Source organism: Pseudomonas sp. NPDC087639 (genome assembly GCF_044743385.1).
GTDB lineage: Bacteria > Pseudomonadota > Gammaproteobacteria > Pseudomonadales > Pseudomonadaceae > Aquipseudomonas.
This window is the reverse complement of record NZ_JBIUWI010000070.1, coordinates 1-25,796: the sequence shown is the minus strand read 5'-3', so window position 1 is coordinate 25,796 and position 25,796 is coordinate 1. Positions and strand designations below refer to the sequence as shown.

General features: G+C 60.4%; 31 protein-coding genes. 12 read left to right on the top strand and 19 right to left on the bottom strand.

Features of this window, described 5'->3' with window-relative positions:
- The 8 genes from ACIOVB_RS23025 to ACIOVB_RS22990 all read left to right on the top strand — a co-directional run.
- Window positions 1–321 (top strand): TIM barrel protein (locus tag ACIOVB_RS23025; protein ID WP_401271714.1); only part of this gene is annotated, 321 nt, incomplete at its 5' end.
- Between the two features lie 222 nt (window positions 322–543).
- Window positions 544–1,437: a 2-hydroxy-3-oxopropionate reductase gene (locus tag ACIOVB_RS23020; RefSeq protein ID WP_187677420.1), complete on the top strand. Its 894-nt coding sequence runs from the start codon at window positions 544–546 to the stop codon at window positions 1,435–1,437.
- Window positions 1,438–1,591: 154 nt separating this feature from the next.
- Window positions 1,592–2,866 carry a glycerate kinase gene (locus ACIOVB_RS23015; protein WP_401271711.1) on the top strand — a complete coding sequence of 425 codons (1,275 nt, stop codon included), beginning with the start codon at window positions 1,592–1,594 and terminating at the stop codon, window positions 2,864–2,866.
- A complete protein-coding gene (gene pyk / locus ACIOVB_RS23010) occupies window positions 2,863–4,278 on the top strand; it encodes a pyruvate kinase (protein ID WP_401271709.1) in 1,416 nt (471 codons plus the stop codon). Before ACIOVB_RS23015 ends, pyk begins: the two co-directional genes overlap by 4 nt.
- A 209-nt stretch (window positions 4,279–4,487) precedes the next feature.
- Window positions 4,488–5,402, top strand: a complete 915-nt coding sequence (locus tag ACIOVB_RS23005; RefSeq protein WP_401271707.1) for an urea transporter — start codon at window positions 4,488–4,490, stop codon at window positions 5,400–5,402.
- Window positions 5,403–5,423: 21 nt separating this feature from the next.
- A complete protein-coding gene (locus ACIOVB_RS23000) occupies window positions 5,424–6,248 on the top strand; it encodes an ion transporter (RefSeq protein WP_401271705.1) in 825 nt (274 codons plus the stop codon).
- Window positions 6,249–6,351: 103 nt separating this feature from the next.
- Window positions 6,352–7,350, top strand: coding sequence for a sulfate ABC transporter substrate-binding protein (locus tag ACIOVB_RS22995; RefSeq protein ID WP_401271703.1), 999 nt, complete (start codon window positions 6,352–6,354; stop codon window positions 7,348–7,350).
- A 304-nt stretch (window positions 7,351–7,654) separates the two neighbouring features.
- A complete protein-coding gene (locus tag ACIOVB_RS22990) occupies window positions 7,655–8,842 on the top strand; it encodes an MFS transporter (RefSeq protein WP_401271701.1) in 1,188 nt (395 codons plus the stop codon).
- A gap of 40 nt (window positions 8,843–8,882) precedes the next feature.
- Here ACIOVB_RS22990 and ACIOVB_RS22985 read toward each other — a convergent pair whose 3' ends face one another.
- Together ACIOVB_RS22985 and ACIOVB_RS22980 are read right to left on the bottom strand one after the other, a co-directional pair.
- Entirely contained in the window at window positions 8,883–9,287 is a 405-nt protein-coding gene (locus ACIOVB_RS22985) for a type II toxin-antitoxin system HicB family antitoxin (protein WP_187677410.1), read from the bottom strand.
- On the bottom strand, window positions 9,287–9,499 hold the full coding sequence (locus ACIOVB_RS22980) for a type II toxin-antitoxin system HicA family toxin (protein ID WP_401271699.1): 213 nt from the start codon (window positions 9,497–9,499) through the stop codon (window positions 9,287–9,289). The genes ACIOVB_RS22985 and ACIOVB_RS22980 overlap by 1 nt, the downstream gene beginning before the upstream one ends.
- A 196-nt stretch (window positions 9,500–9,695) precedes the next feature.
- Here ACIOVB_RS22980 and ACIOVB_RS22975 point away from each other — a divergent pair, with 196 nt between their 5' ends.
- Window positions 9,696–10,163 (top strand): helix-turn-helix domain-containing protein, encoded by a 468-nt coding sequence (locus ACIOVB_RS22975; RefSeq protein ID WP_401271697.1) that lies wholly within the window; start codon window positions 9,696–9,698, stop codon window positions 10,161–10,163.
- A complete protein-coding gene (locus ACIOVB_RS22970; protein ID WP_401271695.1) occupies window positions 10,160–10,735 on the top strand; it encodes a PIN domain-containing protein in 576 nt (191 codons plus the stop codon). Before ACIOVB_RS22975 ends, ACIOVB_RS22970 begins: the two co-directional genes overlap by 4 nt.
- A 52-nt stretch (window positions 10,736–10,787) precedes the next feature.
- Here ACIOVB_RS22970 and ACIOVB_RS22965 read toward each other — a convergent pair whose 3' ends face one another.
- The 10 genes from ACIOVB_RS22965 to ccmA form a co-directional block, all read right to left on the bottom strand.
- Window positions 10,788–11,192 carry a hypothetical protein gene (locus ACIOVB_RS22965; RefSeq protein WP_401271692.1) on the bottom strand — a complete coding sequence of 135 codons (405 nt, stop codon included), beginning with the start codon at window positions 11,190–11,192 and terminating at the stop codon, window positions 10,788–10,790.
- A 25-nt stretch (window positions 11,193–11,217) separates the two neighbouring features.
- Window positions 11,218–12,417 (bottom strand): c-type cytochrome biogenesis protein CcmI, encoded by a 1,200-nt coding sequence (ccmI, locus tag ACIOVB_RS22960; protein ID WP_401271689.1) that lies wholly within the window; start codon window positions 12,415–12,417, stop codon window positions 11,218–11,220.
- Complete coding sequence (locus tag ACIOVB_RS22955) at window positions 12,414–12,884, bottom strand: cytochrome c-type biogenesis protein (RefSeq protein WP_095190679.1); 471 nt, start codon at window positions 12,882–12,884, stop codon at window positions 12,414–12,416. Before ACIOVB_RS22955 ends, ccmI begins: the two co-directional genes overlap by 4 nt.
- Entirely contained in the window at window positions 12,881–13,417 is a 537-nt protein-coding gene (locus ACIOVB_RS22950) for a DsbE family thiol:disulfide interchange protein (protein WP_187677406.1), read from the bottom strand. The genes ACIOVB_RS22955 and ACIOVB_RS22950 overlap by 4 nt, the downstream gene beginning before the upstream one ends.
- Window positions 13,414–15,402, bottom strand: coding sequence for a heme lyase CcmF/NrfE family subunit (locus tag ACIOVB_RS22945; protein ID WP_187677405.1), 1,989 nt, complete (start codon window positions 15,400–15,402; stop codon window positions 13,414–13,416). Before ACIOVB_RS22945 ends, ACIOVB_RS22950 begins: the two co-directional genes overlap by 4 nt.
- A gap of 3 nt (window positions 15,403–15,405) precedes the next feature.
- Window positions 15,406–15,861, bottom strand: a complete 456-nt coding sequence (ccmE, locus tag ACIOVB_RS22940) for a cytochrome c maturation protein CcmE (protein WP_187677404.1) — start codon at window positions 15,859–15,861, stop codon at window positions 15,406–15,408.
- Window positions 15,858–16,034 carry a heme exporter protein CcmD gene (gene ccmD, locus ACIOVB_RS22935; RefSeq protein ID WP_011333085.1) on the bottom strand — a complete coding sequence of 59 codons (177 nt, stop codon included), beginning with the start codon at window positions 16,032–16,034 and terminating at the stop codon, window positions 15,858–15,860. Before ccmD ends, ccmE begins: the two co-directional genes overlap by 4 nt.
- Entirely contained in the window at window positions 16,031–16,786 is a 756-nt protein-coding gene (locus ACIOVB_RS22930; RefSeq protein WP_187677403.1) for a heme ABC transporter permease, read from the bottom strand. The genes ccmD and ACIOVB_RS22930 overlap by 4 nt, the downstream gene beginning before the upstream one ends.
- Window positions 16,787–16,864: 78 nt before the next feature.
- Window positions 16,865–17,533 carry a heme exporter protein CcmB gene (gene ccmB / locus ACIOVB_RS22925; protein WP_085710502.1) on the bottom strand — a complete coding sequence of 223 codons (669 nt, stop codon included), beginning with the start codon at window positions 17,531–17,533 and terminating at the stop codon, window positions 16,865–16,867.
- Window positions 17,530–18,165, bottom strand: a complete 636-nt coding sequence (gene ccmA, locus ACIOVB_RS22920) for a cytochrome c biogenesis heme-transporting ATPase CcmA (RefSeq protein ID WP_187677402.1) — start codon at window positions 18,163–18,165, stop codon at window positions 17,530–17,532. Before ccmA ends, ccmB begins: the two co-directional genes overlap by 4 nt.
- A gap of 198 nt (window positions 18,166–18,363) precedes the next feature.
- On the opposite strand from ccmA, the gene ACIOVB_RS22915 reads away from it, so the two are divergent.
- Both ACIOVB_RS22915 and ACIOVB_RS22910 read left to right on the top strand, forming a co-directional pair.
- The gene (locus ACIOVB_RS22915) at window positions 18,364–19,938 is read left to right on the top strand and encodes a flagellar hook-length control protein FliK (protein WP_401271683.1); all 1,575 of its coding nucleotides are present in this window, start codon (window positions 18,364–18,366) and stop codon (window positions 19,936–19,938) included.
- Window positions 19,935–20,264, top strand: a complete 330-nt coding sequence (locus ACIOVB_RS22910) for an EscU/YscU/HrcU family type III secretion system export apparatus switch protein (RefSeq protein ID WP_401271680.1) — start codon at window positions 19,935–19,937, stop codon at window positions 20,262–20,264. Before ACIOVB_RS22915 ends, ACIOVB_RS22910 begins: the two co-directional genes overlap by 4 nt.
- Window positions 20,265–20,388: 124 nt before the next feature.
- Here the strand turns inward: ACIOVB_RS22910 and ACIOVB_RS22905 are convergent, their stop codons facing one another.
- The 7 genes from ACIOVB_RS22905 to ACIOVB_RS22875 form a co-directional block, all read right to left on the bottom strand.
- Window positions 20,389–20,781 carry a DUF2802 domain-containing protein gene (locus tag ACIOVB_RS22905; RefSeq protein ID WP_401271677.1) on the bottom strand — a complete coding sequence of 131 codons (393 nt, stop codon included), beginning with the start codon at window positions 20,779–20,781 and terminating at the stop codon, window positions 20,389–20,391.
- Window positions 20,782–21,267 carry a chemotaxis protein CheW gene (locus ACIOVB_RS22900; RefSeq protein ID WP_010456928.1) on the bottom strand — a complete coding sequence of 162 codons (486 nt, stop codon included), beginning with the start codon at window positions 21,265–21,267 and terminating at the stop codon, window positions 20,782–20,784.
- Between the two features lie 90 nt (window positions 21,268–21,357).
- Complete coding sequence (locus tag ACIOVB_RS22895; RefSeq protein WP_401271675.1) at window positions 21,358–22,311, bottom strand: CheW domain-containing protein; 954 nt, start codon at window positions 22,309–22,311, stop codon at window positions 21,358–21,360.
- A 2-nt stretch (window positions 22,312–22,313) separates the two neighbouring features.
- Window positions 22,314–23,102 carry a ParA family protein gene (locus ACIOVB_RS22890; RefSeq protein WP_187677397.1) on the bottom strand — a complete coding sequence of 263 codons (789 nt, stop codon included), beginning with the start codon at window positions 23,100–23,102 and terminating at the stop codon, window positions 22,314–22,316.
- 43 nt (window positions 23,103–23,145) lie between these two features.
- Window positions 23,146–24,036 carry a flagellar motor protein MotD gene (gene motD / locus ACIOVB_RS22885; RefSeq protein WP_187677396.1) on the bottom strand — a complete coding sequence of 297 codons (891 nt, stop codon included), beginning with the start codon at window positions 24,034–24,036 and terminating at the stop codon, window positions 23,146–23,148.
- 12 nt (window positions 24,037–24,048) lie between these two features.
- Window positions 24,049–24,789 carry a flagellar motor protein gene (locus tag ACIOVB_RS22880; RefSeq protein ID WP_187677395.1) on the bottom strand — a complete coding sequence of 247 codons (741 nt, stop codon included), beginning with the start codon at window positions 24,787–24,789 and terminating at the stop codon, window positions 24,049–24,051.
- Window positions 24,789–25,796, bottom strand: a 1,008-nt coding sequence (locus ACIOVB_RS22875) for a chemotaxis response regulator protein-glutamate methylesterase (RefSeq protein ID WP_401271671.1), incomplete at its 5' end; no start/stop codon positions are given. The genes ACIOVB_RS22880 and ACIOVB_RS22875, both read right to left, overlap by 1 nt.

Genomic DNA, 25,796 nt, shown 5'->3' with positions numbered 1-25,796 from the left:
CTGACCCACCCGGCGCCCGCCCTGTCGATTCGCGAGCAGGTGGGCAGCGCCAATCTGTTCCTGCAATACGACATCTATCACATGCAAATCATGGAAGGCGATCTGGCCCGCACCCTGCAATCGCACCTGGGCGAGATCAACCATGTGCAGCTCGCGGACAACCCGGGGCGCAACGAACCAGGCACCGGTGAGATCAACTACCGCTTCCTGTTCGAACACCTCGACCGCATCGGTTATCAGGGTTGGGTCGGTTGCGAGTACAAGCCGTTGACCACCACTGAAGCGGGCCTCGGCTGGCTGAAAACCCATAACGCAATCTGAGTTCGAGTGTTGAACCTTGATCTGGACTTGAAACCAGATCCCCTGTGGTGAGGGGATTTATCCCCGACCGGCTGCGCAGCAGTCGTAAAACCGACACCCCGGATCGTACTGACTCACGCTAAAAACTGGGGCAGCTTTGCTGCCCATCGGGGATGAATCCCCTCGCCACAAAAGCTCATCGGTTCCAAACCGGGGGCAAGACAAAAACAAGAGGATTTTCTCATGGCTAAAATCGGATTTATCGGCACCGGCATCATGGGCCACCCAATGGCGGCAAACCTGCAGAAAGCCGGTCACAGCCTGTTCCTGTCGGCGCACCACGACGCGGCCCCGGCCGACCTGGTTGCCGCTGGCGCCGTCGCTTTGGCCAACCCGCGCGAAGTCGCGCAGGAAGCCGAATTCATCATCGTCATGGTTCCGGACACCCCGCAGGTCGATGACGTGCTGTTCCGCGCCGACGGCGTTGCGGCAGGTATCGGCAAAGGCAAAGTCGTGATCGACATGAGTTCGATCTCACCGACCGCCACCAAAGCGTTCGCCGCCAAGATCAACGAGAAAGGCGCGCAGTACCTCGACGCGCCGGTGTCCGGCGGTGAAGTCGGCGCCAAAGCCGCGACCCTGAGCATCATGGTCGGTGGCGATACCGATGCCTTCGAACGCGCGCTGCCGCTGTTCCAGGCCATGGGCAAAAACATCACGCTGGTCGGCGGCAATGGCGACGGCCAGACCGCGAAAGTGGCGAACCAGATCATCGTTGCGCTGAACATTCAGGCAGTCGCTGAAGCCCTGCTGTTCGCCTCCAAAAACGGTGCTGATCCGGCCAAGGTGCGTGAAGCGCTGATGGGTGGTTTCGCCTCCTCGAAGATCCTCGAAGTACACGGCGAGCGCATGATCAAAGGCACCTTCGATCCGGGCTTCCGCATCAGCCTGCACCAGAAGGACCTGAACCTGGCCCTGCAAGGCGCCAAGGAGCTGAACATCAACCTGCCAAACACCGCCAACGCCCAGCAAGTGTTCAGCACCTGCGCGGCCATCGGTGGCAGCAACTGGGACCACTCGGCGCTGATCAAAGGTCTGGAGCACATGGCCAACTTCTCGATTCGCGACAAAAAATAAAGCCTGCACAAAACCCTGTGGGAGCGAGCCTGCTCGCGAAAACGGTTGCACATTCAACATCCATGTTGGCTGACACACCGCCTTCGCGAGCAGGCTCGCTCCCACAAGGGTTCCGAGTTGCCCTTTCGAATAACAAGAATTCCGGGAGCCCGCCATGTCGGTCGATCCGCAACAACTGCTGCGCGAGCTGTTTGCCACAGCCATTGACGCGGCCCATCCGCAGCAAGTCCTCGAAGCCCATCTGCCTGCCGATCGCACCGGTCGGGTGATCGTCATCGGCGCCGGCAAAGCCGCTGCCGCCATGGCGCAAGTAGTCGAGCGCTGCTGGCAGGGTGAAGTATCCGGTCTGGTGGTGACCCGTTACGGTCATGGCGCCCCGTGCGAAAAAATCGAAGTGGTCGAAGCTGCGCATCCAGTGCCTGACGCTGCTGGCCTGGCCGTGGCCAAACGCGTGCTCGAACTGGTCAGCAACCTGACGGAAGACGACCGCGTGATTTTCCTGCTGTCCGGCGGCGGTTCCGCCCTGCTGGCCCTGCCGGCCGAAGGCATCACACTCGCCGACAAGCAATCGATCAACAAAGCCCTGCTCAAATCCGGCGCGACCATCGGCGAGATGAACTGCGTGCGCAAGCACCTCTCGGCGATCAAGGGCGGCCGCCTGGGCAAGGCCTGCTGGCCGGCCACTGTTTATACCTACGCGATTTCCGATGTACCGGGCGACCTCGCCACGGTCATCGCCTCCGGCCCTACCGTGGCCGACCCAAGCACATCCGCCGAAGCGCTGGCGATCATCAAGCGTTACGGCATCGAGATCCCCGCATCAGTGCGCAACTGGCTGCAAAGCCCTGAGTCGGAAACGGTCAAACCCGGCGACCCGAGCCTGGCCCGCAGTCATTTCCAGTTGATCGCCCGCCCTCAGCAATCGCTGGATGCCGCAGCGGTAAAATGCCGTCAGGCCGGTTTCAGCACGCTGATCCTCGGCGACCTGGAAGGTGAATCCCGCGAGGTGGCGAAAGTCCACGCCGGCATCGCCCGCCAGATCATCAACCATGGCCAGCCCCTGGCCGCGCCGTGCGTGATCCTCTCCGGCGGCGAAACCACGGTGACTGTGCGCGGCAATGGCCGTGGCGGACGCAACGCCGAATTCCTCCTCAGCCTGACCGACAGCCTCAAGGGCCAGCCCGGCGTCTATGCGTTGGCCGGTGACACCGACGGCATCGACGGCTCGGAAGACAACGCCGGCGCAATCATGACCCCGGACAGCTACGCGCGCGCCGCCGCCCTCGGTTTGAGCGCCAGCGACGAGCTGGATAACAACAACGGCTACGGCTATTTCGAAGCGCTCGATGCACTGATCGTCACCGAGCCGACCCGCACCAACGTCAACGACTTCCGCGCCATTCTGATCCTTGAGAACTCCAAATCATGACGCCTGATAAAAAGGTCAAAATCCTCGCCACCCTCGGGCCTGCGGTCGACGGCATCGACGACATCCGCGAACTGGTCGAGGCCGGGGTCAACATCTTCCGCCTCAACTTCAGCCACGGCGACCACGCCGACCACGCCAAGCGCTATCAGTGGATCCGCGAAGTCGAGCGCCAGCTCAATTATCCGCTGGGCATTCTGATGGACCTGCAAGGGCCAAAACTGCGCGTCGGCAAGTTCGCTGACGGCAAGGTGCAGTTGCATCGTGGTCAGGCGTTTCGTCTCGATCTGGATGTCACGCCGGGCGATGAACGTCGGGTGAACCTTCCGCATCCGGAGATCATCGCAGCGCTGGAAGCGGGTATGGACCTGCTGCTCGACGACGGCAAACTGCGCCTGCGTGTGGTCACCAAATACACCGACGCGATCGACACCACCGTGCTCAATGGCGGTGAATTGTCCGACCGTAAAGGCGTGAACGTGCCGCAAGCGGTGCTCGAACTGAGCCCGCTGACGGCCAAGGATCGTCGCGACCTGAGCTTCGGTCTGGAGTTGGGTGTGGATTGGGTGGCACTGTCGTTTGTGCAGCGTCCGCAGGACATTCTCGAAGCCCGCGAATTGATCGGCGACAAAGCCTTTCTGATGGCGAAAATCGAGAAGCCGTCGGCGGTCGAGCAACTGCGCGAAATCGCCGAACTGAGCGACGCGATCATGGTGGCCCGTGGTGACCTCGGCGTCGAAGTGCCGGCCGAGAGCGTGCCGCAGATTCAGAAAAACATCATCACCACTTGCCGTGAACTCGGCAAACCGGTGGTGGTGGCGACTCAGATGCTGGAATCAATGCGTTTCTCCCCGGCGCCGACCCGCGCCGAAGTCACCGACGTCGCCAACGCGGTGGCCGAAGGTGCCGATGCGGTGATGCTGTCGGCGGAAACCGCGTCCGGTGAATACCCGCTGGAAGCCGTGCAGATGATGAGCAAGATCATCCGTCAGGTGGAGAATGGCCCGGACTATCAGACGCAACTCGACGTCAGCCGACCAAAAGCCGAGGCGACGGTTTCCGATGCAATCAGCTGCGCGATCCGGCGTATCAGCAACGTGCTGCCGGTAGCGGTGCTGGTCAACTACAGCGAGTCGGGCGCTTCCACTTTACGTGCGGCGCGGGAGCGGCCGAAAGCGCCGATCCTCAACCTGACGCCGAACCTGCAGACCGCTCGCCGCTTGAGCGTGGCGTGGGGGATTCACTCGGTGGTCAATGATCGTTTGCGGCAGGTCGATGAGGTTTGCTCGACGGCGCTGGAAATCGCCCAGGCGCAAGGTATGGCCGAGCGCGGTGACACGCTGTTGATCACTGCCGGTGTGCCGTTTGGGCAGCCGGGGTCTACCAACTCGCTGCGGATCGAAACGCTGATCTAACCCACATTTTTGATGTGAATACAAAACCTGTGGCGAGGGGATTTATCCCCGATGACTGCGCAGCAGTCACCGCTTTTAAGGGTGTGACGGTTTTCACAGAAAAACCGCACTCACTGATTGGGGGCCGCTTCGCAGCCCATCGGGGATAAATCCCCTCACCACAGGTAAGCAAGACCTTTTGATTTTCCAACTGCCCAGATTTTTTCAACATGCCTGCCAACCACTTCAACACCCACTGCCCCGACTGGGCCGAGGCTTTGCTCAACGGTTTCAGTCAGATATTCCTCCAGCGCCATCCACTGTGCGGCCTGCTGTGTCTGCTGGCGATCCTGCTGACAGCGCCAGTGCTATTCGCCGGTGCGCTGCTCGGTGCGGTCGCCGGCTTGCTCACTGCGCAACGGCGCAACTACGCCAAGGCTGATCGCCAGGCCGGGCTGTTCAGCTACAACGGCGTGTTGCTCGGTCTGCTATTGAGCCTGTATTTCCCGTGGTCACCCATGCTGCCGCCGCTGATCCTCGCTGCCGGCGGCTTAAGTGCGATGGCCACTCAGCAATGGCTCAAACGCGTGCGACTCAGCCAATCGATGCCCGCCTACACCGCGCCCTTCGTGGGCATGAGCTGGATGCTGCTGTGCTTTGCCGAGCCGTCCGCGCCGACAGCTCACATCGAGATGACGACGCCGAATCTGCTCGCCGCCGAACTCAGAGGGTTGGGCCAAGTGATGTTCCTCGGTCATCCGCTGGCGGGCGCGTTGATCGCCATTGGTTTGCTGTTCGCTGATCGTCGTGCTTTCGGCTGGGCTTTGCTGGCGTCTGCCGTCGGCCTCGGTTCGAGCCTGTTGCACCACGAAACCAGCGCGGCACTGCTCGGCCTCGGCAGTTACAACGCCATACTTGCCGCCCTCGCCTTCAGTGCCCAGCGCCGACAACCCTGGTTGCCGTTGCTCGGCATTGTTGTGGCGCTACTGGTCACGCCGCTGTTCGCCGCCATCGGCCTGGCCACATTGACCGCGCCATTCATCCTCGCCTGCTGGCTGATCCATGCCGGCATTCAGATGCTCGGCAAAGCCACGGTCGACGACGCGTCTTGCACTCATGGGGAGAATCAACCTAGGCTGCGCTGATCTTCGATTCGGGCGTTATCCATGGACAGCAGCAACAGTTGGCGTGAACGGCTTTACGTCATGATTTTCCAGAGCGACACCCTCGCCGGGCGGCGCTTCGACGGCATCCTGCTGTTGATCATCCTCGCCAGCCTGGTGATCGTGATGCTCGACAGCATCGACAGCATTCACCAGAACTACGCCGACGTGCTGGCCTACATCGAGTGGGGCTTCACGATCATCTTTCTCGGTGAGTACATCCTGCGTCTGTATTGCTCGCCCAAGCCGCTGCGTTACGCCTTCAGTTTTTATGGGCTGGTGGATTTGCTGGCGATCGTACCCGGGATACTTGCGCTGTATTACAGCGATGCGCAGTACCTGCTGATTATTCGAATTATTCGGATGCTGCGGATTTTCCGCGTGCTCAAGCTCAGCCCGTACCTCAAGCAAGCCAACTATTTGATGTCGGCGCTGCGCGGCAGCAAGCAGAAGATCGTGGTGTTTCTGGTCAGCGTCTGCACCCTGGTGACGGTGTTCGGCACGTTGATGTACGTGATCGAAGGCCCGGAACACGGGTTCACCAGCATTCCCAAAGGCATCTATTGGGCTATCGTGACCCTGACCACGGTGGGCTTCGGCGACATCGTGCCGAAGACACCGCTGGGTCAGGTGATTTCGTCGCTGGTGATGATCACCGGTTACTCGATCATCGCCGTGCCGACCGGGATTTTCACCGCCGAACTGGCCAATGCCATGCGCGGCGAACAACTGCAACACGACTGCCCGGTGTGCAAGAAAAACAGCCATGAACACGGCGCTGCGTTTTGCTCACGCTGTGGCAATCAGCTGTTCAAGAAAATGGAATAAGCACAGAGCTTTTTAATCTTTAAGCGACTATGCGTGCCCCGTTATAGTCGCTGGCAAATGGCCTCATTTTTGGCACAACACCCCACAGAACAAGGAATGCGCAGTGAAAAAACTCTTTGGCGCCTCACTTCTCGCCGCCGGTCTTGCCTTCGGCAGCGTGGCTCAAGCCGCACCGACTCTGCTGAACGTTTCGTACGACGTGATGCGCGATTTCTACAAGGACTACAACACTGCGTTCCAGAAACACTGGCAAGCCGAGCACAACGAAAACATCACCGTGCAGATGTCCTTCGGCGGTTCGAGCAAGCAAGCGCGTTCGGTGATCGATGGCCTGCCCGCTGACGTCATCACCATGAACATGGCGACCGACATCAATGCCCTCGCCGACAATGGCAAACTGGTTCCTGACAACTGGGTCACGCGCCTGCCGAACAACAGCGCGCCGTTCACCTCGGCCACCGTATTTATCGTGCGCAAGGGCAACCCGAAAGCTCTGAAAGACTGGCCGGACCTGCTCAAGGATGGCGTGCAAGTGATCGTGCCGAACCCGAAAACCTCGGGCAACGGCCGTTACACCTACCTTTCGGCCTGGGGCTACGTGCTGAAAAACGGCGGTGACGAGAACAAGGCCAAAGACTTCGTCGGCAAGCTGTTCAAGCAAGCGCCAGTGCTGGATACCGGTGGTCGCGCCGCGACCACCACGTTCATGACCAACCAGATCGGCGACGTGCTGGTGACCTTCGAGAACGAAGCAGAAATGATCGCCCGCGAATTTGGTCGTGACCAGTTCGAAGTGATCTACCCAAGCGTCTCCGCCGAAGCCGAGCCACCGGTGTCGGTGGTCGACAAAGTCGTCGACAAGAAAGGTTCGCGTGCAGCGGCTGATGAGTACCTGAAATACCTGTGGTCGCCGGAAGGTCAGGAAATTGCTGCCGCCAACTACCTGCGTCCGCGTGACCCGGCGGTGTTGGCGAAGTACACCGACCGATTCCCGAAAGTCGACTTTTTGTCGGTGGAGAAAACCTTTGGTGACTGGCGCACCGTGCAGAAGACGCACTTCAATGATGGCGGGGTTTTCGATCAGATCTACTCGGGCCAGTAAGGCTTAAGTGGCAAACAAAAAGGCGACCTCAACAGGTCGCCTTTTTCGTGGCCAGAATCCGCTCACCCCAGCCCTCTCTGGGAGGGAGAGTATTTGGCGCAAAAATAAGCACGCTATCGAACTAGATGTAAGTGAATGTATCATCGACGCTCAACGGTCGGACGCAAGGTTCGCCGATGGGCGACACCACCCGAGCGTCACTCATTCCGCAATGGAATAACTGATATCGATCTGACGTTTCTACCGCTGGTTCGCCCCATCCTTTAGCCTCACCGCATTCCCTTTCGCTGGATCGAGAAACCTTATGACCGCCACAACCCACACAATGACCCGAGGCATGGTGCTGCTGTTCGCCTTCTGCTGCGGCGCCATCGTTGCCAACATCTACTACGCACAGCCGATCATCGGCCTGATCGCGCCGGACATCGGCCTGACCGACACCATGGCCAGTTTCATCGTCTCGCTGACGCAGATCGGCTACGCGCTGGGTCTGTTCTTCCTGGTGCCGCTGGGTGATCTGCTGGAAAACCGTCGGTTGATGATCATCACCACCGTGGTGGCAATTGCCAGCCTGCTTGGTGCGGCGTTCACTGATCAGCCCAACCTGTTTTTGTTGATCTCGCTGCTGGTGGGTTTCAGTTCGGTGTCGGTGCAGATCCTGATTCCGCTGGCCGCGCATCTGGCGCCGGAAGAGTCTCGCGGGCGCGTCGTTGGCGGGATCATGGGCGGACTGCTGCTGGGTATTCTGCTGGCGCGGCCGGTGTCGAGCGTGGTCGCCGACCACTTAGGCTGGCGGGCGATGTTCATGATTGCTGCGGCGTTGATGGCGGCGATCAGCGTGGTGTTGGCGTTGACCGTGCCCAAGCGCCAACCGGATCACAGCGCCACCTACGGGCAATTGATCGGTTCGCTGTGGACGCTGCTGCGCCAGCAACCGGTGCTGCGTCAACGCGCGTTTTATCAGGGTTGCATGTTTGCCACGTTCAGCCTGTTCTGGACCGCCGTGCCGCTGGAGTTGGCACGCAACCATGGCCTGTCGCAAAGCGAGATCGCGATCTTCGCCCTGGTCGGCGCCATCGGTGCCATCGCTGCCCCGATCAGCGGACGCCTGGCCGACGCCGGTCACACCCGCATCGCCTCGCTGCTGGCCATGCTGTTCGCCAGCCTGAGCTTCCTGCCCGCGTTCATCCACCCGGCCTACAGCGTGATCGGCCTGGCCGTGACCGGCGTAGTACTCGACTTCTGCGTGCAGATGAACATGGTGCTCGGCCAACGTGCGGTCTACTCGCTGGACGCGAAAAGTCGTGGTCGCCTCAATGCGTTGTACATGACCAGCATCTTCATCGGCGGCGCCTTCGGCTCCTCGGTGGCCAGCGCGGTGTTCGAGCATGGCGGCTGGTTGTGGATCGTGATTGTCGGCAGTGTTTTTCCGTTGTTGGCGTTGTTGCGGTTTTTGAGTGCATCGCAAGGGCGGTCGCTGGCGACTGCGTAAAACGTAAAAAACATCGCGGGTCAACTGGCCCGCGATGTTTTCAATACCGAACCAACTTCTCCATCGCCGCATCCGCCAGAAAGGAAGAGCGGCTTTTGACATTGTGCTCGCGCACATAGCGGTCGATTCGCTGAATCACATAGCCAGGCAGTGTCACGTTGACCTTTTCGGTCTTGCCCAGGTACGGCGAGATATCCAGCTCCAGCATGCCCCAGCCCATCCCGGCGAACTCCGGATTATTGCGATGCGCCGCAGCAGAGGTCGGCATCGGAATCGACTCTCCGTCCGCCGCAATCTCCTGGAGCATGATGTGTGCGATCTCAACCGCAGCCTTGTAGGCATCTTCAAAGCTATCCCCCGCCGTCACGGCGCCGGGAATATCGGGGATCTGAATACCGATGGCGGTGTTCTCATCGCCCCACTCGATGCAGATTGGATATTGCATTATGGATCTCCTTCATAACTGGCTGGCGGGTTGTACAACCCCGCACGCCTCCTGATGCTTTTGACCGTCCCCAACGGCAAATCCTTTTTCGGGTGAGGGACGGGAATCGTGTATGGGTTGTAACGGTGCTTGAAGATGTGATGACTGCCGGTGACCCGATCCAGCGTCCAGCCTGCCTCCTCCAGCTCCTTCATCAATAGTCTGCTCTGCACCAACCGCCTCCTTGCTTCGGCCCATCAAAAATAACTCTAGAGTTATCTTTACTCAAGTACAGAAATCCACAGAGTGACGTCCGGTTGTTTTACAGAGTGTGATGAAGCACAAAACCATCACTCGTTTCGTTTATTGCGATTTTCGTTTAATTCGAATAACGTTCCGACATTGTCTATTCAGAATGTTGGAAAACCCATGTCGATCGTTATTCATCCCTCCCTCAACCTCCCCGTTGAACGCGAAGTCAAAGCTGCCATAGAGGGCCAACGTGCTTTGGCCGCTTACCTCGCGACTCAGTTCGAGACCCAGCACATCCAGATTTTCGATGAGCAAAACGAGGGCCATCGCGTTGAATTGCCCACATCAGCCTTACGTCTGCTGGTAGATATTCTCGCGGCGTTGGCCGAAGGCAACGCCGTCAAGGTCGTACCAATTCATGCCGAACTGACCACTCAAGAAGCCGCCGACCTGCTCAACGTCTCACGCCCGCACCTGATAAAACTTCTTGAAAGCGGCGAGTTGTCCTACCACAAAACAGGCAAGCACCGACGTGTGCGTTTTGCCGATCTGATGGACTATAAAACCCGGCGAGACACCGCCAGCGAGCAGGCAATGGCGCTTCTCGCGGAGCAGGCTCAGGCGCTAAGGACAGGATACGAGTGAGGCATTCCTCTTTCACCGCTGTATACGATGCATGTGTTTTGTACCCAGCCCCACTCAGAGACTTTCTGATGTGGCTCGCACTCTCCGGAAGGTTTCGAGCGCGATGGACAAAGGAGATTCACTGCGAATGGAAACGCAATCTACTGAAGAACCGCACAGACCTGACATTCGAGCAACTCGATCGCACATCGGAACTGATGGACCGTGCGATCCCAGATGCTTGTGTTTTTGACTATGAAGACCTGGTCACCGGGCTGTCGTTGCCTGACAGAGATGACCGCCATGTTCTGGCCGCTGCCATTCGCTGCGGTGCCAGTGTGATCGTGACGTTCAACCTGAAAGACTTTCCCGATACGCAACTGGCGCCTTTTGGAATCGAGGCCCAGCATCCCGACGAATTCGTTGAAAACCTTTTTCATCTTGATTCGGCAGCTGTCGTCGCAGCCGCCCAGCGCCAGCGAAAGCAATTAAAAACGCCTGCAATGGACGTAGACCAGTTTCTGCAACTTCTGCAACGTCAAGGTCTGACTCAGTCAGTACAGGCGCTCAGTGGCTATCGTGCGATTCTTTGAAGACTTTCCAGGAAGACAGCAAAACGGCAATCCGAAGATCGCCGTTTTTTCATTACTGCCCGAACCGCTTGCCCAACCCCGGCGGCACGCCGTGAATATCGGTGTCTTCCCACGGGCCGTTGGGGCTGACGGAGCGGCTCCAGCCATTGTTCCAGCGGAAGTAGGTGCGCTGTCGGTAGAAAGTGTTGGACTGGTCGTCGAGCACATAGACGCCGAGTTTCTGATCCCAGTGACTGTTGCCGCCGGGAGGTGGGGCGAAGCTGGCCGAGGTGCGTGGGACGGGTTTTGCCGGTTTGGCGGGGATGCTCTTGCCCGGTGTCGGTGAGGTCGACGGGGTCGGGCTCGGCTGCGATGGCGGGATCGGCGGCAGGTTAGTGCTCCGTCCCGGTGGTTGCACCGCACATGCGCTCAGGCCCAGGGCCAATGTGAGAACCGTGATTCGAGCGAGGGTGTGCATGGCGGTGCTTTCCTGTGTTGCCCGGTTACTTGTCCGGGCTGTCGATGGTCAATTTTTGCAGCGCGGTGGTGCTGCTGGCCAGAGGGCCGCTGCGACCGACCCACTCCCCTGCGGTCGGCTGACCGGCACGGGAGATGCGCGCAACCAGTTGGACTTCAGGAAAGTTCGACAGTTTCAACTGCGGCATCATGGCGTCGGCATCGCCCAGCTCGACGGTCACCGGCAGATCCGCCACGGTCAGGCGCTTGGCTGCCAGCGGTGCCGGTGGCCCGGACGTGGCGCGGGCGAAGATGAACACGCTGTCACCCGGTTGCACTTTGCCTTTTAGCTCGCTGGCCAGATCGACGCTGACTTTCAACAAAGCTGCTTTTGGCACTGTTGCCTGGGCGATCTTGCCGCCGCTGGCTTGCAGGCGTTCTGCGGCTCGCTCGATGCCGCCTTGCAACGCGGCACGGGAATTATCCTGAGGCGGCAATTGCGCCAGCAGACGGTTCCAGTAATCGATGGCTTCCTGATAACGCTCGCCTTCGAACGCGGCGATGCCAAGCAGGCCGAGGCTGGTGACTTCCTTCGGATCGGCCTTCAGCGCTTCATCGGTGAGGGACTGGATTTTGTCCGACCACTTTTTGCCGTCAGCAAAATACTGCGCCTGCGCCCACTGGCCGAGCAGCTCCGGCTGACGACCGGCGAGGTTGGCAGCGCGTTCGAACATCTTCGCCGCGTCCGCCGGACGCTCTTGAGCCATGTAGGTGCGACCGAGGAAATACAGGCCTTCAGCCGAATCCGGTTGCGCAGCAACGGCACGCTCCAGACGCTGGGTCATCTCTTCCATCGACTGCGGTGCCTGGGCGAATTCGCGAGTCAGTTCCACCTTGTCGGCAGCGCCGAAGTGCAGATACAGACCCAGGCCCAAGACCGGCACCAGCACTGCCGCCAGCAGCGGCAACGGTTTGCCCAGCTTCGAGACGCGCGGCGCAGCCACACCTTCGGTATCGGCGAGCAGTTCACGCGCAGCTTCAGCGCGGCCGCTGTCCATTTGCGCGGCATCCAGCACACCTTCGGCCTGTTGCGACTGCAACTCGGCAACGCGTTCCTGATACAGCGCAACGTTGAGAGCAGTACGATCCTCTTCACGCTGGGCGCGGCGTTCACGCAGAACAGGGATCAGCAGAAAACTCAGGGCGACCAGAAGCAACAGCCCTGCGGCAAGCCAGAAATCAATCATTCTTGGTTTTTATCCAACAGTTGGTCGAGGCGCTGACGCTCTTCGATGGACAGCGCTTGCGGGGTCTCGGCGCGCTGGCCGCGACGTCGGCGAACGATCACCGCGATCACCACGAAACCACCGAGCAGCAGCCCGGCCGGGCCGAACCACAGCAGTGCAGTCTTGGCATTGAGTGCGGGTTTGTAGCGGACGAAATCACCGTAGCGGTCGACCATGAAGTCAATGATCTGCTGATTGTCCTTGCCCTCGCCGAGCATGCGGAAAATCTCTTTGCGCAGGTCAGCCGCAATCGGTGCGTTGGAATCGGCGATGTCCTGGTTCTGGCACTTGGGGCAGCGCAGTTCCTTGGTCAATTCGCGAAAACGCTCGCGATCACCTTCTTTGGCGAACTCGTAGGTGTCGATGGCGGCGTGAGCCACACCGACCAGACTCAAACCCAACACCACGGCGGCTAGAAAGCGCTTCATGGCTTGGCCTCATCGACCAGCGCCTGATACTTGGCCGCGAGTTTTTCACGCCAGACCTGCTCGTCAATCACGCCGACGTATTTGTCGCGGATGATGCCCTTGGCATCGATGAAGAAGGTTTCCGGAGCGCCATACACGCCGAGGTTCAGGCCCAGCGAGCCTTCGTCGTCCCGGATGTCCAACTGATACGGATTGTGGAATTCGGCCAGCCACTTCAAGGCATCGGCGTTGACGTCCTTGTAGTTGATCCCGTAGATCACCACGCCGCGCTCGGCCAGCTTGTTCAGCACCGGATGCTCGACCCGGCAGGAAATGCACCAGGTGCCCCAGACGTTGACCAGCGCAGGCTTGCCGAGAATATCGGCTTTGGTCAGGGTTTTATCACCCTGCACGTTTGGCAGCGAAAACTCCGGAAATGGCTTGTTGATCATCGCCGACGGCAGTTCCGCCGGATCGAGGTACAGACCGCGATAAAGGAATACCGCCACCAGCAGGAAAATCGCCAGTGGCACCAGCATCAACCAACGTCTCATGCAGCCGCTCCTGTCATGCCCAGCGCTTCACGCACCTTGGATTTCACCTTGACCCGATAACGCCGATCCAGTGCGGCCAGCAGCCCGCCTGCACCTGTGAGCAAGCCGCCGAACCAGATCCAGCGCACGAACGGTTTGACGTGTACGCGCACGGCCCACGCGCCGTTGTCCAGCGGCTCGCCGAGGGCGACGTAGAGGTCACGGGTGAAACCGGCGTCGATGCCGGCTTCGGTCATCACCGAGTTCTGCACGGTGTACAGACGCTTTTCCGGGTGCAGCACACTGATTTCCTTGCCGTCGCGGATCACCCGAATGGTGCCCTTGTCGGACGTGAAGTTAGGCCCTTCGAAGTGCTTGGCGCCTTCGAATACAAACTGATAACCGGCCAGGTTCATCGACTCGCCCGGCGCCAGACGCAGGTCGCGTTCGGCGCTGTTCTGGCTCGACAACACCACACCCAACGCGCAAACGGCGATGCCGAGGTGGGCGATCTGCATGCCCCAATAACTGCGGGTCAGGGTCGGCAGGCCTTTGATCAGGCCTTTGTGACGAGTCTTGTCGAAGATGTCGCGCACACCGGCCAGCAACACCCACGCAGCGAGCAGGAAAGTGGCGATAACGGCCCAGTTGAAATCACCGTAAGCGACGCCAGCCACCACTGCCAATGCGACGCTGCCCAGCAACACCGGAGTGAGCATGCTGGCCAGCCATTTAACCGGCGTGTCTTTCCAGCGCACGACCACACCCACCGCCATCACCAGCATCAGCAACGCCATCAACGGAATGAACAACGCGTTGAAGTATGGCGGGCCGACCGACAGTTTGGCGCCGCTCAGGGCATCGAGAATCAGCGGGTACAGGGTGCCGAGCAGAATCATCGACGCGGCCACGACCAATACCAGATTGTTGCCCAGCAGCAGGGTTTCCCGCGACCACAGGTTGAAGCCGACCTGACTCTTGACCACAGGCGCGCGCAACGCGAACAACGTCAGCGAGCCACCGACCACGAACAGCAGGAAGATCAGGATGAACACGCCGCGCTCCGGGTCGGAGGCGAACGCGTGTACCGAGGTCAGCACGCCGGAACGCACCAGGAACGTACCCAGCAGGCTCAGCGAGAACGCGGCAATCGCCAGCAACACCGTCCAGCTCTTGAACACGCCACGTTTTTCGGTGACCGCCAGCGAGTGAATCAATGCGGTGCCGACCAGCCAAGGCATGAACGAGGCGTTTTCCACCGGGTCCCAGAACCACCAGCCACCCCAGCCGAGTTCGTAATAAGCCCACCACGAACCGAGGGTAATGCCGATACCGAGGAAGGCCCACGCCACAATCGTCCAAGGCCGCGACCAACGGGCCCACGCCGCGTCGAGACGACCGCCCATCAACGCGGCGATGGCGAACGCGAACGCCACCGAAAAGCCGACGTAACCCATGTACAACATTGGCGGGTGAACGATCAGGCCGATGTCTTGCAACAACGGATTCAAGTCCGCGCCATTGCTGGGCATTTGCGGGAGGATGCGCTTGAACGGGTTGGACGTAAGGATCAGGAACAGCAGGAAACCGGTGCTGATCATGCCCATCACCGCCAGGACGCGGGCGAGCATGACTTGCGGCAACTGCCGGGAAAATACCGACACCGCGAACGTCCAGCCGCCGAGGATCAGTGCCCATAGCAGCAACGATCCTTCGTGGGCTCCCCACACCGCGCTGAATTTGTAAAACCATGGCAAAGCGGTATTGGAGTTGTTCGCCACATAGGCGACGGAGAAGTCATCAGCCATGAACGCGTAGGTCAGGCAGCCGAACGCGAACAGCAAAAACGCAAACTGCCCCCACGCGGCTGGCTGGGCCAGACTCATCCAGAAGCGGTCACCGCGCCAGGCACCGACCAACGGCACCACGGCCTGTACCAGCGCAAAGCACAGCGCCAGAATCATCGCCAAATGGCCGAGCTCGGGAATAAAAAGTGCGGAAGTCATCAATCAACCCTCCTTCGCTTGGGTCGGAGCGGATTGGCCGCTGTCTTTCAACGCCTTGGTCACTTCCGGCGGCATGTACTTCTCGTCGTGCTTGGCCAGTACTTCATCGGCAACGACCACGCCGTCGGCGTTGATTTTGCCCAGAGCGACAATGCCCTGCCCTTCGCGGAACAGATCCGGGAGGATGCCGCGATAGGTGATGGTCACGGCTTTGTTGAAGTCGGTGACGACGAATTTGACGTCCAGCGAATCCGGGGAACGTTGCAGCGAGCCCTTCTCGACCATGCCGCCGGCACGAATCCGCGTGTCCTGCGGCGCTTCGCCGTTGGCGATCTGGGTCGGGGTGTAAAACAGGTTGATGTTCTGCTGCAGGGCACTCAAGGCCAGGCCAACGGCAGCGCCGACCCCGACCAGAATGGCCAGAATGATGATCAGACGTTTCTTGCGCAGCGGATTCACTTGCCGTTCTCCCGGCGCAGACGACGCGCCTCTTGTTGCAGATAGCGCTTGCGGGCCGCGATCGGCGCCGCCACGTTAAGGATCAGCACCGCCAGACAGATGCCGTAGGCCGACCAGACATACAGGCCATGATGGCCCATGGCGAGGAAGTCGCCGAATGAAGCAAAACTCATCGCGCGGCCTCCAGACTGCTCTGCACTTCTTCTTTGACCCAACTGGCGCGGGCTTCGCGCTTGAGCACTTCAAGGCGCATGCGCAGCAACAACACGGCACCAAAGAAACAGTAGAAGCCCAACACCGTCAGCAGCAGCGGCAGCCACATTTCGGCGGGCATCGCCGGTTTCTCAGTGAGGGTGAAGGTCGCGCCCTGATGCAGGGTGTTCCACCACTCCACCGAGTATTTGATGATCGGGATGTTGATCACGCCGACGATGGCCAGCACCGCGCAAGCCTTGGCGGCGCTGTCGCGGTTGCTGATGGCGTTGCCCAGCGCGATCACGCCGAAATACAGGAACAGCAGAATCAGCATCGAGGTCAGCCGCGCATCCCATACCCACCACGAGCCCCATGTCGGCTTGCCCCAGATCGCCCCGGTGACCAGCGCCACGGCGGTCATCCACGCGCCGATCGGTGCGGCGCATTGCAGGGCGACGTCGGCCAGCTTCATCTTCCAAACCAGACCCACCACGCCGCACACCGCGAGCATCACGTAAATCGACTGAGCGAGCATCGCGGCAGGTACGTGAATATAGATGATGCGGAAGCTGTTGCCTTGCTGATAGTCCGGCGGCGCGAAGGCCAGGCCCCAGACGACGCCAACGCCAATCAACAGCAACGCAGCGATGCTCAGCCACGGCAAAAACTTGCTGCTGATGCCGTAGAACCACTTGGGCGAGCCGAGCTTGTGAAACCAGGTCCAGTTCATACTGTTTCCATCACGGTTGCCGCTCATCAGTGTGAGCGGTCTCAGGGTCTTTGCTGGTTAAATTTTAACCAGACCTCATTATTCGCCGACGCTGATCTTCAGGCCAGCCGCTATTGCAAAGGGTGTCAGGGTGATCGCCAGGGCGGTCAGGCTACCAAGCCACAGCAGATACCCGGTCGCCGGCATGCCTTGCAACGCCGCCTGCAAGGCGCCACTGCCAAGGATCAACACCGGGATGTACAACGGCAGAATCAGCAGCGCCAGCAACAGGCCGCCACGTTTCAAACCGACCGTCAGTGCCGCGCCCACCGCGCCGAGCAAGCTCAGCACCGGTGTCCCCAGCAGCAACGAAAGCAGCAACACCGGCAGACAAGCGGCAGGCAAACCGAGCATCAACGCCAGCAAGGGCGAGAGCAACACCAGTGCCAGTCCGGAAAAAAGCCAGTGTGCCAGCACCTTGGCCAAGACCAGAAGAGGCAGCGGGTGCGGCGAAAGGACCCACTGTTCCAGGGACCCGTCTTCGAAATCACTGCGAAACAGCCCGTCCAGCGAAAGCAGGACCGACAAAAGTGCGGCCACCCAGACTAACCCCGGGGACAGGTTTTGCAAGACTTGAGTTTCCGGGCCGACGGCCAGCGGGAACAAAGCGATGACGATGGCAAAGAAAATCAGCGGATTGGCCAGTTCCGCCGGGCGGCGAAACAGCAGTCGGGACTCACGGGCAACCAGCAGGCCGAACACACTCATACTGCCCAGTTCCCCAGATCGATGTCGCGATAACCGGCCGGCATCCGGCTCAGGGTGTGGTGGGTGGTCAGGACGACGAGGCCGCCGCGCTCACAGTGCCCGGCCAGGTGTTCTTCAAGTTGCGCCACGCCCTGCTTGTCGAGGGCGGTAAACGGCTCATCGAGAATCCACAGCGGCGGGCTGTCCAGATACAACCGCGCCAGCGCCACGCGGCGTTGCTGGCCGGCGGAAAGCGTGTGGCAGGGAACATCTTCGAATCCGCGCAATCCTACGGCTGCCAGTGCCTGCCAGATCGCCTCGCGTTCGGCGGGTTGATGCAGGGCGCAGAGCCAGGACAGGTTTTCTTCCGGGGTCAGCAGATCCTTGATCCCGGCGGCATGGCCAATCCACAAGAGGTTGCGCGCCAGTTCGCCGGGCTGTTCGGTCAAGGGCTGGCCGTTGAGCAACACCTGGCCGCTGGTCGGTTGCATCAAACCGGACAACAATCGCAAAAGGCTGGTTTTACCGCTGCCGTTGGGACCGCTGATCTGCACCATATCGCCACTGGCCAGTCTCAATTCGAGATTTTCGAAGAGCAGTCGCAGGTCTCGCTCACACGCGAGGGCAACGGTTTGCAGGACAGGACTGGTCAAGGGATCACGGGCCTTATACGGTTCAAGTCGGCTCTGGCGCGGCCGTTAAAGAGATGCAGCATAGATGCATTGACGGCTCGATCTAGAGAGCTGCGTCAAACAATTGCTATGTTTTTTTGAACGAAGCGCAAGACGGGCGGCATTATACATGCCGTGCCTTACTCTCAAGAGTGCAATTTCCTCAGGTTGTGTCCGCGTATGACAGGCGAAATGAACATCCTCCCGCTCCCGCCAACCACCCCGGCGACCGCTCGCCCGCAGGTCGGCGAACTGCTCAAGCTGCTGACGCCAGTCGAAGGCTTGATTGGCGCCGGACAAAGCGCCAAGGCTGAGGTGTTGTCGCTTAAACAGGCAGATCAGACCTTTCAATTGTTGCTGAAGGTGACACTGGACAGCGGCCGCCAGACCACCGTGCAAGCGACCAGCAATCTACCGCTGGCGCAAGGCACCAGTCTGGCAATCACTCAACCGTCAGCGGGTAATCTGGCGATTACCGTACAACAGGCGATTGCCAGCAGCGTCGCCACCCTCACCCGCATCGATACTGCGCAATTGCCGGTGGGCACGCTGCTGCAAGGCAAAGTCGTGACGTCGCAGGCATTGCCACAGACGCCGGGGCAAGCGACGGTTTTTCGTTCGATGGTCAGTTTGCTCAACACGGCGTTGAGCGGGAGCACATTGACGATCGACAGCCCGCAGCCGTTGCGCATCGGGACTTTGCTCTCGGCGCTGGTGCAGGATTCGCAAACCCTCAAGTTCGTGCCCTTGAGCAACCGTCAGGAACAATTGGCGGTGAGTCAGCAACTGGTCGGCCAGCAGAGTCGCCAGGCGTCGCTGAACGGTTTGTTGAATGCGCTGCAAAGCCTGCCGCCAGCCACCGATCAGACATCGGCGGATTTGCGCGCCGTGGTCGACAAACTGCTCGCCAGCCTGCCAGACGTGCAGCAGATGAGCACTGCCAAAGGTGTCGCCCTGGCGCTGGCCAACAGCGGCGCCTTCCTCGAAGCCAAACTGCTCACCGGACAAAACCCTACGCTGGCCCCGGACATGAAAGCCGATCTGCTCAAGCTGATCGCACAACTGACCCCGGGCCTGCCGAGCAGCACCAGTTTCAACGCCATCATCGCCGCCAACACCCTGGCGCAGGCGCTGCCGAGCTTCGTGCGCAACGCACTCGGCACCCTCGGCCAGGTCAGCGCGAAACCCGTGCCGAGCAGCTTCCCCCTGCCCGACCGCTTGCTGCAAAGCCTGGAAGGCGAAGGCGATCTGGAGCAATTGCTGCGCCTCGCCGCCGCTGCGGTATCGCGCTTGCAAAGCCATCAACTGTCGAGCCTGGAACAGACCGGCGTCACCGATGACGGCCGCCTGCTCAGCACTTGGCAACTGGAAATCCCCATGCGCAACTTGCAGGACATCGTGCCATTGCAGGTCAAGTTCCAGCGCGAAGAAGCGCCGCAGAAAGACCCCCAACCCGACGAGCGCCGCGACGAACGCGAACCGAAGCAACAACTGTGGCGCGTCGATCTGGCGTTCGACATGGAGCCGCTCGGGCCGATGCAGATTCAGGCGCAGTTGATCGCCGGCAGTCTGTCGAGTCAGCTGTGGGCCGAACGACCGTACACCGCCGACCTGATCGAAAACAATCTGGCCGCGCTGCGTCAGCGTCTGCTGGATCGCGGCTTGAATGTCGGCGATCTCGACTGCCACCTCGGCACCCCGCCGCAAGGCAACCAAACCCGCCTCGAACACCGCTGGGTCGACGAAACCGCATGAATGACACTACCGCTCCACGCCAGGCCATCGCCCTCAAGTACGACGGCAACCACGCCCCGACCCTCACCGCCAAGGGCGACGAAGAACTGGCCGAAGAAATCCTGCGAATCGCGCGCGACTGCGAAGTGCCGATTTACGAGAATGCCGAATTGGTGCGCTTGCTGGCGCGGATGGAGTTGGGCGACAGCATTCCCGAGGAGCTGTACCGCACGATCGCCGAGATCATCGCGTTTGCGTGGAATCTGAAAGGGAAATTCCCCGAGGGACGGGATCCGGATGCGCCGATGGTCGAGAAGGACGTCACCGATCGCGGGGATGATTACTGAGGTTTCAAAGGCGCTTTCGCGAGCAGGCTCGCTCCCACATTTGGCCGCGCTCCTACTGGAGGAATGCGATCGAATGTGGGAGCGAGCCTGCTCGCGAATAGCGCTTTGAGCTTGAGCGCAAAAATCAGCTCTTGTGCAACTTGCGCATCAACTCCGCCTCAGCCTGGGTCAAACCGCAGGACTGAGTCAGTTCATCAACGCTCGCGCCCATGCCCACCAGTTTCGCCGCCTGGGCGAACGAAAGACTCGACGGGTCGCGCTGTTCCAGCTGAACAATTTTGTCCGGCAACGGACCGACTACCGCGCGCAGCTCGTGCAGGGCCTCGCCCATGTGCACATTGCCATTCTGGTAGTCGTCAACGCGCTTGGCCAGGTCCTTGATGCGCTGATCACGCAGCGCATCGCCCTGAGCCTGTTGCGCAGCGATGACCCGCTGCGCCTTGATGTACGCCAGAAACATCGCCAGCGTGCCTGCCCAGAAGAGGAACAGGACAATGACCGCAACCTCGAGAATCAATCAGATGTTCTCCAGATCCGACCATTCTTCTTCGCTCATCATCTTGTCCAGTTCGACCAGGATCAGCAGTTCGTTGTTCTTGTTGCACACGCCTTGAATGAACTTGGCCGACTCTTCGTTACCGACGTTCGGTGCGGTTTCGATTTCCGACTGACGCAGGTAAACCACTTCCGCCACGCTGTCGACCATGATCCCGACCACTTGCTTGTCGGCTTCGATGATGACGATACGGGTGTTGTCGCTGATCTCGGCATTCATCAGGCCGAAGCGCTGACGGGTGTCGATTACCGTGACCACGTTACCGCGCAGGTTGATGATGCCCAGCACGTAGCTTGGCGCGCCCGGCACCGGAGCGATTTCGGTGTAGCGCAGCACTTCCTGAACGCGCATCACGTTGATGCCGTAGGTTTCGTTGTCCAGCTTGAAGGTCACCCATTGCAGGATCGGATCTTCAGAACCTTTTGCATTCGTCGCCTGACTACTCATACCCTGACCCCTCGAAAAAACCGCACTGAGCGGTGTGTGTTCTGTGTGGCGGCATTCAACAATGCCGTCGCCTGATTGTTATGTCGGCTGCTATGTCGGTTTATGTAGCGGCTTGCTGCCGCCCAAGTGCTTTGCCCCACCGCTGGCGATCAACTCGGCCAGTGCGGAAACGTCCAGCAATGCACACATGTGCTCAATCACGGTGCCGGCGAGCCATGGCCGCTGACCCCGGTGACTTCTCCATTTGATTTCATTCGGATCAAGACGCAACGAACGGCTGACCTGATGCACCGCCAGGCCCCACTCGTAACCTTGTACCGAAATCACGTACTGCAAACCCTGACGGAAGTCATCGCGATAACGATCCGGCATGACCCAACGCGCGGTGTCCAACACTTTCAGGTTGCCGGCCTGGCTCGGCAGAATCCCGAGGAACCATTCCGGCTGACCGAACAGCGGTGTCAGCTCGTGACCGGCCAGCGAATAGATCGAGCCGAGGCACACCAGCGGCACGGCAAGGGTCAGACCGGCAACGTCGAACAGCAAACATTCGAACGCTTCGGAGGCCCAGGCCGGACGGCCGTCGGTTTCCACCGGCGGCGGCGTGTTGCTCGGCGGCAGATGCACTTCCACCAGTGGCGGCACCAGCGTCTGTTCGACGGGTGCGGGCACGACTGGCGCAGGCTCGACCACTGCCGGTTCCGGTGTGGTCTTCAGCAACTGAGTTTGCAGCAGCGGTGCCAATGTCGAGACCGATGCGCGAACCGGTTCGGCTTCTTCGATCAACGCCACCGGCGCTTTGGCAACTGGCGCCATCGCAGGCGCGGCAACCGGCGTGACAGGTTTGGCGGCTTTCTGCGCATCACGCGCCTGCTCTTCCAGCACGGCAGCCTGGAATTCATCCAGCGCTTCAGCGCTTTCAATCACCTCAGGCTGTGCCGCAATCTGCGCCGGCAATTCGTCGGGAATCTCCTCCAACAAACTGTCCAGATAAGACTGCAACGCCAACTGCGGCTTCGACGTCGATTTCAGCGGCCGATTCATGCTCAAGCCACCTGCGGAACAAGTTGTTGCGCCAACAGATGTTTGAGCAGCGCACGGTAAGCCAGCACACCACGGCTCTTGCCGTCGAATTGCGAAGGCGTGACACCGGCGCGGCTGGCGTCGCGCAGACGAGTATCGACCGGGATGTAACCCTGCCAGATCTCGTCCGGGAATTTGTCGCGCAACACACGCAAGGTGCCCAGCGATGCCTGAGTACGGCGGTCGAACAACGTCGGCACAATGCTGAAAGGCAGCGCCTGTTTGCGCGAGCGGTTGATCATCGCCAGGGTGTTGACCATGCGCTCCAGGCCTTTGACGGCCAGGTGTTCGGTCTGCACCGGGATCACCAGTTGCTGACTCGCCGCGAGGGCGTTGACCATCAGCACGCCAAGCAACGGCGGGCTGTCGATAACGGCGTAATCGAAGTCCTGCCACAGCTGCGCCAGACTCTTGGCGATCACCAGGCCCAGACCACTCTGCCCCGGCGACTGACGCTCGAGGGTGGCCAGCGCGGTGCTGGACGGCAACAGGGAAATGCGTTCGTCACTGGTCGACAGCAACAGTTGCCCCGGCAGGCCTTGCGGCACGGTGCCCTTGTGCAGAAACAGGTCGTAGTTGCTGTGTTCCAGGCTGTCGGGGTCGTAACCGAAATAGCTGGTCATCGAGCCGTGCGGGTCGAGATCGACCACAACCACGCGCTTGCCCGCCTCTGCCAGCAAACCGGCTAAAGCGATGGAAGATGTGGTTTTACCAACACCACCCTTTTGATTGGCGACTGCCCAGACTCTCATTCGTTTCTTTCCTCCCGGCCGAGATGCTCGACCGAGACATGGCTCAGCGTATTAATGCGGGCGACGGAGAATTGACGGCACTCTCGCGTCCCGGCGTCTTGACCGGGGTCGGTGCAGTTTGTGTGCCAGCGCGCTTCAGTGCGGCATCCGGTTGCGCGTTGGCGGTTCCGGTGCCTGTGAGGCTGCGGCGTACATCGAGATTGCGCGACACCACCAACACCACACGACGGTTTTTCCCGCGACCTTCGGCGGTGGCATTGTTGGCCACTGGCTGGAACTCACCGTAACCCACCGAAGCCAGACGGCCGGGATTCACACCCTGCATCGCCAGCATGCGCACGATGCTCGCCGAGCGCGCCGAGGACAGCTCCCAGTTGGTCGGGTACTGCGCGGTGCGGATCGGTTGATCGTCGGTAAAACCTTCGACGTGGATCGGGTTGTCGAACGGCTTGAGGATCGCCGCAACCTTGTCGATGATGTTGAACGCAATGTCGCTCGGCATGGCGTCACCGCTGCCGAACAACAGGCTGGAGTTGAGTTCAATCTCGACCCACAACTCGTTGCCGCGCACGGTCATCTGGTTGGAGCTGATCAGGTCGCCGAACGCCGCGCTGATATCGTCGGCAATGCTTTTCAGCGGATCGCTGGCACCAGCGATACCGGCGTCGATCTGCTCGGCGTCCTTGACCAGCGGCTTGGCCGGGGTCACGGTCTTCGGTCGTTCGTCGCCAATCGGGATCGGTTTGAGCGCGCGGTCGGAATCCTTGAAGACCCCGACCAGCGCTTCGGAAATTTCCTTGTACTTGCCTTCGTTGATCGACGAAATCGAGTACATCACCACGAAGAACGCGAACAGCAAGGTAATGAAGTCCGCGTAGGAAACGAGCCAGCGCTCGTGGTTGACGTGTTCTTCCTGATGTCTGCGACGAGCCATGAGGTTATTCCCTTAATCCATGAAGCCCTGAAGCTTCAACTCGATGGAGCGTGGGTTTTCACCTTCGGCGATCGACAGAATGCCTTCCAACAACATTTCGCGATAACGCGACTGCCGCAACGCGATTGACTTCAACTTGGCCGCCACCGGTAGCAGGATCAGGTTGGCACTGGCCACGCCGTAAATGGTCGCGACGAATGCCACGGCGATGCCGCTACCCAGCTGCGTCGGGTCGGCAAGGTTGCCCATCACGTGGATCAGGCCCATCACCGCGCCGATGATGCCGATGGTCGGCGCGTAGCCGCCCATGCTTTCAAAGACCTTGGCCGCTTCGATGTCGCGGGCTTCCTGGGTGTAGAAATCCACTTCAAGGATGCTGCGGATCGCTTCCGGCTCGGCGCCGTCGACCAGCAGTTGCAGACCTTTGCGCGAGTAGCTGTCGGGTTCGGCATCGGCCACCCCTTCCAGACCCAGCAGGCCTTCCTTGCGTGCGGTGAGACTCCAGTTGACCACGCGGTCGATGCCGCCGGCCAGATCCACACGCGGCGGAAAGAAGATCCAGGCGAGGATCTGCATGGCGCGTTTGAACGCGCTCATCGGTGATTGCAACAGCGCAGCACCGATGGTGCCGCCCACTACGATCAGCGCCGCCGGGCCGTTGGCCAGCGCACCGAGGTGACCACCTTCAAGGTAGTTGCCGCCGATGATGGCGACGAACGCCATGATGATGCCGATAAGGCTTAGAACATCCATCAGATACAGGCCTCGACGATGTGCTTGCCGATATCGTCCAGACCGTACACCGCATCAGCGAGGTCGGCTTTGACGATGGCCATCGGCATGCCATAGATCACGCAGCTTGCCTCATCTTGCGCCCACACCGAGCTACCGCCCTGCTTGAGCAGACGCGCGCCTTCGCGGCCGTCGGCGCCCATGCCGGTCAGTACGACCGCCAGAACTTTGTCACCGTAGGATTTCGCGGCGGAACCGAAAGTAATGTCCACGCACGGCTTGTAGTTCAGACGCTCATCGCCCGGGAGGATTTTCACCGCACCACGGCCGTCGATCATCATCTGCTTGCCACCCGGAGCCAGCAGCGCCAGGCCCGGACGCAGGATGTCGCCATCCTCGGCTTCCTTGACGCTGATGCGGCAGAGCTTGTCCAGACGCTCGGCGAAAGCCTTGGTGAACGCCGCCGGCATGTGCTGGATCAGCACGATCGGTGCCGGGAAGTTCGCCGGCAACTGAGTCAATACTCGTTGCAGGGCAACCGGGCCGCCAGTCGACGTGCCGATGGCAACCAGTTTGTAGGCCTTGCGTTTCGGTGCCGGCGACGAAGCGCTGGCAGCCGATGCGCGAGCAGGAACAGGCGCGGGTGCCGGACGTGCCGGAGCAGCAGTGCTGTGGCTGCTGTAACTCGACGCAGCCGGAGCTGCCGCAGGTGCAGGCGCTGCGGCCGGGGCTGGCGCGCTGTAAGCGCTGAAACGACGGTTACTGCGCGAGATGCTGTGAACCTTCTCGCACAGTAGTTGCTTGACCTTCTCCGGGTTACGGGAGATGTCTTCGAAATTCTTCGGCAGGAAATCCACCGCGCCGGCATCCAGCGCATCCAGGGTTACCCGGGCGCCTTCGTGGGTCAGCGAGGAGAACATCAACACCGGGGTCGGGCAGCGCTGCATGATGTGCCGCACTGCCGTGATGCCGTCCATCATTGGCATCTCGTAGTCCATGGTGATCACGTCCGGCTTGAGGGCCATGGC